At 42.3% G+C, this 11,434-nt stretch carries 11 protein-coding genes, 2 tRNA genes and 1 pseudogene; all 14 read right to left on the reverse strand.

What is annotated here, in order from left to right; all coding sequences use genetic code 11:
• On the reverse strand, positions 1-633 hold a 633-nt coding region (locus Q0191_RS08170), incomplete at its 3' end, for a peptidase (protein WP_297665494.1).
• Positions 634-784: 151 nt separating this feature from the next.
• A complete protein-coding gene (rpsA, locus tag Q0191_RS08175; protein ID WP_015604624.1) occupies positions 785-1,987 on the reverse strand; it encodes a 30S ribosomal protein S1 in 1,203 nt (400 codons plus the stop codon).
• Positions 1,988-2,149: 162 nt separating this feature from the next.
• Positions 2,150-2,221 (reverse strand) — tRNA-Gln (locus tag Q0191_RS08180).
• A 9-nt stretch (positions 2,222-2,230) separates the two neighbouring features.
• A tRNA-Tyr gene (locus tag Q0191_RS08185) sits at positions 2,231-2,311 on the reverse strand.
• Positions 2,312-2,361: 50 nt separating this feature from the next.
• Positions 2,362-2,592 carry a DUF2969 domain-containing protein gene (locus tag Q0191_RS08190; protein ID WP_297665497.1) on the reverse strand — a complete coding sequence of 77 codons (231 nt, stop codon included), beginning with the start codon at positions 2,590-2,592 and terminating at the stop codon, positions 2,362-2,364.
• Positions 2,593-2,685: 93 nt separating this feature from the next.
• Positions 2,686-3,789 carry a branched-chain amino acid aminotransferase gene (locus Q0191_RS08195; protein ID WP_297665499.1) on the reverse strand — a complete coding sequence of 368 codons (1,104 nt, stop codon included), beginning with the start codon at positions 3,787-3,789 and terminating at the stop codon, positions 2,686-2,688.
• 62 nt (positions 3,790-3,851) lie between these two features.
• Entirely contained in the window at positions 3,852-6,302 is a 2,451-nt protein-coding gene (parC, locus tag Q0191_RS08200; RefSeq protein WP_297665501.1) for a DNA topoisomerase IV subunit A, read from the reverse strand.
• A 185-nt stretch (positions 6,303-6,487) separates the two neighbouring features.
• Positions 6,488-7,306, reverse strand: coding sequence for an aminoglycoside 6-adenylyltransferase (locus tag Q0191_RS08205; RefSeq protein WP_297665509.1), 819 nt, complete (start codon positions 7,304-7,306; stop codon positions 6,488-6,490).
• A 16-nt stretch (positions 7,307-7,322) separates the two neighbouring features.
• Positions 7,323-7,436, reverse strand: a pseudogene (locus Q0191_RS08210) (N-acetyltransferase); the annotation flags it as partial.
• 85 nt (positions 7,437-7,521) lie between these two features.
• On the reverse strand, positions 7,522-8,223 hold the full coding sequence (locus Q0191_RS08215) for a hypothetical protein (RefSeq protein WP_297665502.1): 702 nt from the start codon (positions 8,221-8,223) through the stop codon (positions 7,522-7,524).
• A gap of 25 nt (positions 8,224-8,248) precedes the next feature.
• On the reverse strand, positions 8,249-8,854 hold the full coding sequence (gene fic, locus Q0191_RS08220; protein ID WP_111675779.1) for a protein adenylyltransferase Fic: 606 nt from the start codon (positions 8,852-8,854) through the stop codon (positions 8,249-8,251).
• A 13-nt stretch (positions 8,855-8,867) separates the two neighbouring features.
• The gene (locus Q0191_RS08225) at positions 8,868-9,242 is read right to left on the reverse strand and encodes a GNAT family N-acetyltransferase (protein WP_297665505.1); all 375 of its coding nucleotides are present in this window, start codon (positions 9,240-9,242) and stop codon (positions 8,868-8,870) included.
• 30 nt (positions 9,243-9,272) lie between these two features.
• Entirely contained in the window at positions 9,273-10,016 is a 744-nt protein-coding gene (locus Q0191_RS08230) for a DUF6261 family protein (protein ID WP_297665507.1), read from the reverse strand.
• 274 nt (positions 10,017-10,290) lie between these two features.
• Entirely contained in the window at positions 10,291-11,316 is a 1,026-nt protein-coding gene (locus tag Q0191_RS08235) for a hypothetical protein (protein ID WP_247951171.1), read from the reverse strand.
• Positions 11,317-11,434 lie beyond the last annotated feature (118 nt).

Below are 11,434 nucleotides of genomic sequence, written 5' to 3' on the forward strand. Positions count from 1 at the left end.
GATAGCATGGCCCAATTCGTGCGCTGCTGTATTGACAATCCGCTCATGAGAATAACCATAGCGTCTGTCCAACAAGTAGTAACTATTAAGGCGAACAGTCACATGGGTGAAACGATTGGTCAGCAGGTTGGTCTTGGACTCTGCCTCACCAGCTGCACTGACACTGCCATCATTCATCTCCGTCGCAATGATATCCGCTTCTTCTTTGTCATTGATGATTTGAAAGGTGAAGGCACCTGTCTGATTCCAGGAATTAATAGCCTCCTGATAGGCTGAACGTAAAGTTTCATTTGTGGTATCGATATATACCGTAGCACTAGCCTTCTCCCAGCGAGCTCCCGTCCCTTTATGCTCATCTGTCAGCTGATGGGGCTGAATTCCCTCACTAGTCTGAAGACCAGTGGAAAGTCCTTGATGCGTTAAAAATTGATCCACTTGAGTAACAGTAGTTCGAAGAGCCTGCGATAATCCCTCTGCCCCTGTCTCTGTCGAAGTAGTAAAATAAAAAACACCTACAAGAACAAGAAAACTGAGTGCCACAGACCAAATAAGCCCCCAGATGAGCCGCCAAAGCAAGCGAACTATAAATCTAATAGAATTGAAAATAAACTTCACGGCAAGCTCCTTTCTCATAGAATGCACGAGAGATTTAGTCTAGCATCTTTCGCTTAAATAAAACTGAATATGCATAAAGAGCAAGTATCGCAATAAATGACTCGAATGCAAGGTCCCACTTGAAAAGACGAAAAAAGAAGCTGAGAAACTCAGCCTCTTCTTAAGAAAATTACAATTCGATATCACCGAAAAGATCAGCCATTGAGAAACCAGTTTGAGTTTCTGGAAGCTCGAAGTCACGTTTTTCTTGACGACGTGGACGACGTGGACGAGATTGACGTTTTTCTTCTTTTTGGCCTTCTTCTTGAGCTGGACGCTCTTCAAGAGCCTTGATAGAAAGTGATACACGCTCAGCAGCAGCATTTACTTCAAGAACTTTAACAGTTACTTCTTGACCAACTTTAAGAGCATCTTTTGGATTTTCAACACGTTTGTGTGAAATTTGTGAGATGTGAACAAGTCCGTCGATACCTGGCAATACTTCAACAAAAGCACCGAAGTCAGTCAAACGTTTTACTGTACCTTCAACTACATCGCCAGCAGCAAGTTTTTGTTCAACACCATCCCATGGTCCAGGGGTTGTAGCTTTAAGTGAAAGAGACACGCGGCCTTCTTCTTCGTTCAAATCAAGAACTTTCACTTCGATTTCGTCACCAACTGAAACAACAGATTTTGGTGAAACGTTGCGTTCGTGAGAAAGTTCAGTCAAGTGAACCAAACCATCAACACCACCAAGGTCAATGAAAGCACCGAAGCTTGTGATGCGAGCAACTTTACCAGTTACAACATCACCAACATTCAATTTACCAAATACTTCTGCACGTGCTGCTGCAGCTTCTGCTTCTACAACTTCACGACGTGAAAGGATGAAGCGGTTTTCTTTTGGATCTACTTCTTTGATCTTAGCATCAAATTCTTGACCTACAAAACGTTCAGTGTTGCGAACGAAACGAGTATCGAGCATTGAAGCTGGAATAAATCCACGAAGTCCTTCAAACTCAACAGAAAGTCCACCTTTAACAGCACGAGTGCCCTTAACAGTAACAACTTCTTCTTCACGACCAACCAATTTGTCCCATGCTTTGCGAGCTTCTAAACGTTTTTTAGATACTAGGTAAGTAACTGTATCTGTATCTTTACCTACTACTTGACGAAGAACAAGCAATTCAAGTGTGTCACCTGGTTTTACAAAGTCATTGATGTCAGCATCACGATCATTTGTCAACTCACGCAGAGTCAAAACCCCTTCAACACCAGTACCAGCAATGGCAACATTAGCTTGGTTAGCATCCACTGTCAATACTTCAGCAGTAACGACATCACCTGGCTCGACTTGGCTAACACTGTTTAGCAAATCTTCAAATTCATTCATCTAAAAAAATCCTCCAACAATCAAGTATACTACTTGACATACTTATAATTATTTTCCTAAGCACCCGCAAACGACATTGATTTATCTTTACCGTTTTCCACCCTATAAAGAAATAAAATATCCGACGATATTTTATCCTTTATCTGATATATTACCTAAGAACTGGGGTAGCTGGATTCGAACCAACGCATGAGGGAGTCAAAGTCCCTTGCCTTACCGCTTGGCTATACCCCAATGATGAAATGGAGAGAGAGGGATTCGAACCCCCGAACCCGAAGGAGCGGATTTACAGTCCGCCGCGTTTAGCCTCTTCGCTATCTCTCCGACAATCAACGATATCAATTATATCATTAATCTAATAAAAGCGCAAGCCCTTATTTTCCTAAATTGTAGGTTTCAATCAAAGTTTCCACCGCTTTTTCAAGCTTTTTATATAAACTTTCAACATTTCCATTCTTGACAATAGCAAATTGGCCGTCAAACTCGGCAATCTCGCCAATGACCTTTTTCCCAATAGAAAGGGTGTAGCCATCAAATTGATCAGTGCCAAGCTTCACCTTACTATCCGCAATCTGAATCTCAATTTTTTTATCTTTTTTACTCATTCTTCTACCTCTTTCAAGTCTCTATTTTACACAAAAATAGCAAAGCTGGCAAGTGATTTCCTCAATAAAAAGAGCCTCAAAAGGCTCTTAAAGTTATTCGTCTACTTTTACAATCCAACCTTCTGGAGCTTCCACATCACCAAATTGGATACCAGTCAGCTCATCGTAGAGTCTGCGAGTCACTGGCCCGACTTCTGTCTCACTATAGAATACATGGAAAACATCGCCATGCTGGATACCTCCGATTGGCGAGATAACGGCTGCCGTACCACAGGCTCCTGCTTCGACAAAGCGATCCAAGTTGTCAATTGGAACATCGCCTTCAACTGGCGTCAAGCCCAAGCGGTGCTCTGCCAAGTAAAGCAAGGAATATTTGGTAATGGACGGCAGAATGGACGGGCTCAGCGGAGTCACAAATTCATTGTCTGCCGTGATTCCAAAGAAGTTGGCTGATCCGACTTCTTCAATCTTTGTATGTGTAGATGGGTCTAGGTAGATAACGTCAGAGAAGTTGCGAGACTTAGCCATCTTACCTGGTAGAAGACTAGCTGCGTAGTTACCACCCACCTTAGCAGCACCTGTACCATGTGGAGCTGCACGGTCATATTCGTCTTGGATCAAGAAGTTGGTTGGAACCAAACCACCCTTGAAGTAGTTTCCAACTGGCATAGCAAAAATCGTAAAAATGTACTCCTCTGCTGGTTTTACCCCGATGATATCTCCGATACCAATCAAAAGGGGACGAAGGTAGAGAGTTCCTCCTGTTCCATATGGCGGTACATATTCTTCATTGGCGCGGACAACAGCCTTACACGCTTCCACAAACATTTCAGTTGAAACTTGTGGCATCAAGAGACGATCGCAAGTGCGTTGCAGGCGCTTAGCATTCTCATCTGGACGGAAAAGTTGGACACTGCCATCCTTGGTACGATAAGCCTTTAGACCTTCGAAAGCCTGCTGACCATAGTGAAGACTTGGTGAAGACTCAGAAATATGCAGGGTCGCATCTTCTGTCAGCTGTCCTTCCTCCCACTGACCATTCCGATAATAAGCGATATAGCGATAGGGCAATTTCATATATGAAAAGCCAAGATTTTCCCAATCAAGATTTACTGTCATAGTCTTTTTCCTCTTTTCCTTATCTTTCAATTTGTAGATACTCCCTATTGTACACCTTTTTCTGAAAAATTCAATCATTATTTTCAATTTTCTGAAAATTTATTTTTTAAAAAACCAGTTCATGTGAACTGGCTTGTTGACTACTTGATATAAGCTGAGAAGACTTCTTCGTCTGAAATAGTATCAGAAATGAAGCTGCCGTTGCTAGTGCGCTCAGACAGGCTGAGGTCAGCCAGATTGATTTCATAGACCGTTCCCTTATTAGAAAGCACCTGCAAAATCTGCTCCTCACTAGCTGCAGCTTCAGTAGTAAAGAGGTCAAAGTCCGTAGCTTCGCCAAAGACTGGTCCAGCCAAAAAGACACGATGCGGCTTTGTCTTAAGCTCTCTCAGAATTTGAAGACCGCGATTTGCTCGACTAGTAACAGGAATATCTGCGACTGCCATACGCTTGAGCGAACCGCGCTGCGTCAGGATATAAAGCGAGTCTGTGTTGGCGATAAAGGCTGCCGCTAGGACATCGTCTTTCTTGAGGTTGATGGCTTTAACCCCAGCTGCCTTAGCTCCGATAACTGGTACCTCCTCAATATTGAAGCGGAGAGCATACCCATTCTTGGTTACGAGCATAACATCGTCCAGCTTAATCGGCGCCAGAGCAATGACCTGATCGTCTTCATTTTTCAGCTTGGCAAACTTGAGCGACTTGGACTTGTAGGTCCGCCAAGGACTGAACTCCTTGCGCTCTACACGCTTGATTTGACCTAACTTGGTCGCTGCAAAGTAAGTCCCTTCCTCAAAGTTGTCCAGCAACTCTGCATAGATAACCTCTTCTTTGGTATCAAAGTTGCTGATGGTCTGGCTGAGGTGTTCTCCAATTTCTTTCCAGCGGATATCTGACAGCTCATGAACAGGCCGGTAAATAACATTTCCCAGACTGGTGAAAATCAATAAATGCTGAGTCGTCTTGGCCGGGCTAACAAAAATCAGTCGGTCATCGTCACGCTTGCCCATCTCCTCTAGGGTTGAAGCAGAGAAGGAACGCGGACTGGTCCGCTTGATATAACCAGAACGTGTCACGCTGACATAGGTTTCTTCCTCCACAATCAGACTAGCTGTATCAATCTCGATGGCGTTTGCTGTATCTTGCAGCTCACTGAGACGCGGATTGCCAAACTTCTTCTTGACATCGCGGAGCTCCCGCTTCATAAGATTATACATGGTACGCTCATCGCCAATAATGGCTTCCAGCATGGCAATCTTCTCGCGCAGCTCTGCTTCTTCCTCTTCCAGAACCACTACGTCTGTATTGGTCAAACGGTAGAGTTGGAGGGTGACGATAGCCTCAGCCTGCTCCTCAGTGAAATCATAGCTGACCTTAAGATTTTCCTTAGCATCTGCTTTGTTTTCGGAAGCACGAATCAGGGCAATCACCTCGTCCAAGATGGAAATAACCCGAATCAGTCCTTCCACGATATGCAGCCGTTTCTCAGCCTTGGCCTTGTCAAACCGGCTACGAGCCAGAATAATCTCCTTGCGGTGGGCAATATAGCTGGTTAAGATTGGCACAATCCCCACCAAACGCGGCGTGAAATTGTCAATCGCTACCATGTTGAAGTTGTAATTGACTTGCAAATCAGTGTACTTGAAAAGATAGTTGAGAATCAGCTCGGTATTGGCGTCTTTCTTAAGCTCGATGGCAATGCGAAGACCGTCACGGTCGGATTCGTCCCGCACTTCAGCAATGCCGGCCACCTTGTTATTGACCCGCACATCGTCAATCTTTTTGACCAAGACAGCCTTATTAATCTCGTAAGGAATCTCGGTGATGACGATTTGCTCTTTTCCGCCCTTCAGCTTTTCAATCTCAGTTCTGGAGCGCACCACGACGCGACCTTTGCCAGTCTCGTAGGCTTTCTTAATCTCATCTCGACCTTGGACAATAGCTCCTGTCGGGAAGTCTGGACCAGGCAGAAACTCCATGAGTTTGTCCACCTTGGCAGACGGATGATCAATCATATAGATAACCGCGTCAATGACTTCGGCTAGATTATGAGGTGGAATATCCGTCGCATAACCAGCGGAAATCCCAGTTGCTCCATTGACCAAAAGGTTAGGAAAGGCTGCCGGCAGAACAGTCGGCTCCTTCTCGGTATCGTCGAAGTTCCAAGCAAAAGGAACGGTATCTTTCTCGATATCCTGCAAAAGATAACCAGCCATCTCAGACAGGCGCGCCTCAGTATAACGCATAGCCGCCGGTGGATCACCGTCCATGGAGCCATTATTTCCGTGCATTTCAACGAGAATCTCACGGTTTTTCCAGTCCTGAGACATGCGAACCATGGCATCGTAGATGGAGCTGTCACCGTGAGGGTGGAAATTCCCCATGATATTCCCGACAGACTTGGCAGACTTGCGGTAGCCCTTGTCAAAGGTGTTGCCGTCCTTGTTCATGGAATAAAGAATACGGCGCTGAACAGGCTTCAAGCCATCGCGAATGTCTGGCAAGGCCCGCTCTTGAATAATGTATTTGGAGTAGCGACCAAAGCGCTCTCCCATGATGTCCTCAAGGGACATGTTTTGAATGTTACTCATAAGATACAAAGGGACGTTTCGGCTTGCCGAAAATTTCTGTAGAAAAATAGGAAATCTATGCAGGGTTCGATGAACCCCAAGCGATTTATCTTTTTTCCTAAGAAATTAGTCCCGTGTTCAGTTACTATAAGTAACCAAACTATCCTTTCTGTAGTTTAATGTTTTAAATGACGTTCTTTATTTAGTCAGTGATTGGGAAGTCTTGCCTCAGCATACTCAATCATCTTCTCTGCGGTTACTTTGTCATAGTGGAAGCCAGTTTTGAGAGAGAAAGCTTGTGCTTCTTTGTGGAAAAAGTCCAATGTAGCTAAGAGAGACTTGGTGAGACTTTTCTGGTCAGAAAAGTCAAGCAAGGCTGTAAACTCTTTCTCTTTCTCAGCAGGCAAATAATGAAAGAGGTACTTGTAGTTCTTGCCAACATCGACAGTTCCCTTATCTGCTGCCACTTGCCAAGCTAAAAGTCTGAGCAATTCTTGCTGGCAGATTCCATACAGATGATCCGTCGCATAGACCAGGTGGTTTCGATAAATGCCCTTGACCACATAGGCTGAGACCCACCAGAATTCATTGCAGGATTGATCGAAGTCAGCCGCGCTGGCTGGTGCCGTCCAATAGCGCTTGGGTGTCGGCGCATAAGGTGCAAACAGCCCCTGAGGGTCATCCAGCACCGTGAAATCCGCTTCGCTATCCACCCACTCTTTGATGTACTCCTTTGGGCAAAGGGTCAAATCTATCCGATTGCCATCTTCAAAGAGCATGAGATAGAGGCGGCGATGGTCTACTAGAACATGCTGCTCAATCATGCGCTTGCCAAACTTTTCCAACCAAGCAAGGTCAGCCACCAGACCATCCAAATCCTCCAAAATGTAGACCACATCATAGTCTTGGAACTCGTCCTTGGGAGCCTTTGAGTTTGTTCGCGAGCCGGACATAGCGACAGCGTTGACCTGTAGCACTTTTGCAGTTTGCAAAATCACATTAAGCATCTCGGTTTCAGTTCTCATGGGAATACCTGCCTTATTAGTGAAGACTTTTGATTTTATAGAGGACATGTCTATAAAGCGGACTGTCAGCTGGAACTTTTTCATTATCGAATTCTTTGACAAAGTCCATGCCTAGCTTTTGCATGACTTTGACAACAGACCTTTTCCCTAGCTATACAACTCATTTAGTCATTTTACAATCTCTACCCATACTATTGCATCATTGATAAAAATTTTTATTCATCTGATACAAGTCTTAATTTTTCAGTAGAATTATAGTCAATAATTCCATCAATTTCCACATTCGGAATGAAGTAATTAAAATTAAGCTCCTCAAACTCTTCCGGCTTATTGCACAAGCTTCTGATATGAATTCCTCTCGGAATCAATTCATCATCATGGTAAATCAAATCAGCACGATATTTCACTTCAATAGGATTATTTTCATCTTTGATTTTGTTTACAATAATATTTTCAAAGAATGATTGGTTATAGCCCCATCTAGCACTTTCATGATTACCTTCATTTGACCATGTTGTCTGCCGATATATGTTTTCCATGTTTTTTTTGCTGGTATTAAAATCACTCCCTAAAAACAGTTCTCTTCCCAATATATGCCCTGCATCAAAACCTGTTCCTGTGAACGGACTGCTTCCTCTTAACCCTCTATCCTCTTTATCGCTTTCAGTTATTGATACTTTTGTTACCAAACCGGCCCCCCCTACTGGACGACTAAAGCTATCAAATCCAAAATTGTAAGGTTCATCCCAATCAATACCTTCAAAATCACATTCCTGAACATCAGGCAATTTATAGCTACCAAATTTGTATACTAAGCGATCAGAAGTTACACCAATTTTTTCTAACATATCTTCTTTGAAAAAATCTTGACCAACAAGATCTTCCGGATATGCTCTATCATAGTCTTTTGCTCTCATTCTAAAAACTCCTTAGTTCCCATATTCACAACTCCTCAGCTTTATATAGGCTATAGCCTTCATAGTAGTAACTATGGTCAATGCCCTTCATATAGAGGTTGCGGTTATGAATGTCCTTTGTGAGGGCTTGCTTGAGGACATGCTTGATTTCTGTATCTCGAATGGGGCTGCGCTCCATAGCCAAAAGGTAATCTTCCTTATCTACTTGAGACCAGTCCACGACTTGCCCCAGCTCAGCCTTTAGTAGGTGGTCCAGCCAAAGCCTCATGCTCCTACCATTTCCCTCGCGGAAAGGATGGGCAATATTTAGCTCCACATACTTTTCGACAATCTGATCAAAGGTCTGCTGAGGCATGCGGTCAACATTTTCCAAGGAAGCTGCCAGATACATGACAGGCGCAAAGCGAAAATTCCCTTTGGAGAGATTGACTGTCCGAATCCGGCCAGCGAAGTCATAGATTTCTTCAAACAAGAAAGCATGAATAAAGGCCAGAGTGGCATAGGTGCCAGCTGCTTTATCGTCCAGAAGCTGCTCTTCAAAAAGCTCTTTAGCTCGGGTCTTGCTGATTTTTTCTTCCATCTTGGCTAGTTCAAGCGAATCCGTCAGACCCAGTTTATTGTCAAGCGTCATTGGCTTGCTCCTCTCATTCAGATTTTCTAAATCCTGTACCAACAGGCTTAAAACCTACTGCCCGATAAAATCCATCTGCTTCAGATATTAATTCAATCCGTGTCAAAGGATATTTTTTGTGGATCTCCTCAATCAGCTGCTGTCCCAGTCCTTTTCTGCGGTGGGATTTATCAATAATTATTTCAGCTAAAAAGATCGTTAGCACTTCATCAGTCAGATAACGGGCAAAGCCAAGGATTTTCTGGTCCTCTTCAAGCACCAAGTAATGAGACAGATTTGTTGAAAATAGAGATGTCACTTTTTCCTCTGTAAAAGAAAGCCATTTTTCACTTTGATAAAGGCTATAAATAGCTTGACAATCTTTTCTGCTTGCAGGTCTGATAATCATCTTCTATTCCTCCAAATCTGTTAGACTTAATTAACGCTCCGCCACTTCTTCTTTCACCTTCTTAGCAGGTTTGCGTTTTTTATAGCGACTGCGGATGGTGTTGAGGTGGTCGCGAAGATTGACCACGTGAGTTCTTTCAGGATAAGCATAGGCAATGATTGCAGTGAAATCCACTAGAAAATCATAGATTTCTTGCAGCTTAATGCGGATGGTCTTATTCTGGCTTGGAGCCTTGCCCTTGAGCTCAGTTAGTCGCTCCTTGTAGATCTTGTTAAAAGCTTTCTGAGCAGCAGCCAGACTGTCGACATGAGCTTCCAGATGAAGCTTGCTCAGCGCTGTCTGGTAGACTGGCTTTTTCAGCTCTTGAAGCAGATGGTTGATGCCCTCGGTCTCCTTTTCCAAGCTAGTACTAGCTAGGCCACTGTAGTTTTTCAGGAGCTGGGATAGGGTCTCGTAGGCTTCCTTGGTTGCTGCGTCCTTGACCCGTGCAAAGGCCCGAACTAAAGACTGGAGCGTAGCCAAAGCATCGTCACGCTCACGGTCAGCCTGATCCAGACTAGCCACTAGCTTGCTGGACTTGGTCTGATGAAGCCCGCCTTGTAGCTTAGCCAAAAGCTGCTCCATCTCCGCCAACTTAGTCGTGTAAATAGCATCCACCTTGTTGGCTTTATTAAAAGCCGCAATCTCCTCCATGCTCTCAGACATGAGCTGGAAAAATTCGTTGTTTTCTAAAGATTTAACATCCAAACTGGTAGTTCCATAAATTTTTTTCATTCTTACAATCTCCTAATTTTTTATTTTAATGTACTTTTAACTTCATCCGATTTTCGGAAAAAGTTTTTTGCTCTTGCAAGAGCTCGTCCGAAAAACAAACGTTCGTCTTTTACTCAAAAAACACTCGTCCGATTTTCGGACAAACAGAATTTGCTAAGAAAGGCCTCACCCGAAAATCGGACAGACTCATTCACGCTCTGGAAAGCTTGTCCGAACTTAAGTCCGAACTTAAGTAAGAGGGAATTATTGTTTTAGATATGGGGGAAGAAGTTATTTATAAATAACTTCTTCCCTTATACGCTTTATAAAGCCTATAATCATCATAAGTTTTTAAATCTTTTAATGATTTCAATTCATTTTTTACAACCACTTCTAAGAATTTTTCTGTGCTCAGCAGCTTTTCTTTGTACTTTTCACCACCATAAAAATAACATTCTTTTAATTTGTAATAATTTGGTTTTATTGAAAGTAGCTCAACTTCCAATATTCTTTGTGCCTTTTGACATCCTTCAATATATAGTTCATCAATAACAACTTTTGTCCCATGGCTTGATATTGTAACAATAATGAATGTCAAACTCCAGAAGTAATTTTTTTCCAAATTAACACCACCTAAAATCAAACCCAAAATACCAAGAATTGCTAATATCGTTGTGGGACTGGAAGTATAGTCTCCAATTAGAAACCTTGGCTGTGAGTAAGTTATCCTCTTTAAGATCCAGGTCATCATCCTTGTTGCTATCAATATAGAAATACAAATCAATGTATAATTGTTCTTAGTAACAAAAATAGGTATAAAAGTAGATATCATAATCGAAAAGGCAAATATAGGTAATAGCAAAAAGTAATGTTTTAACCAGAACAATTCAGGAAATGTTGTAATAATTATATTTAGAAATCTATTTTTTCTAAAAGAATCTTTCCTAATAGATAATGAAATACATTGGATATACAACATAAATTGGATAGACAACATCAGAAGGATATAGTAAGATATAAAAATTAAGCATATCAAAAAGAATAGATACATAATTGGCCATAAAAGATTTAACCAGCTATGTCCAATGTTATCATAACTAGGACGACAACTTAAGAATACTAACAATAAAAGCCCGTAAAATATCCCATAACAAATATATTTTCCTATATCTTTCTCAGCCTTTTGTTTGATATATATAGTATTATTTAAAATCTTTAAAACTTTTAACTTTTTTAAATTTTCTTCTCTACTCTTATACTGTTCATAATCCTCATTATATTTATCTAAAATACCATTTAAAAAATTTAAAATTCTAGTCAAAACACCATCTCCCCGCTCTCCTCAAGCGTAAACTTGACATTATCCTCAATCCACTTGCGGCGGGGTTCGACCTTGTCTCCCATGAGGACATTGACACGGCGTTCGGCGCGAGCTAGGT

This window comes from uncultured Streptococcus sp., from assembly GCF_938036805.1.
GTDB lineage: Bacteria > Bacillota > Bacilli > Lactobacillales > Streptococcaceae > Streptococcus.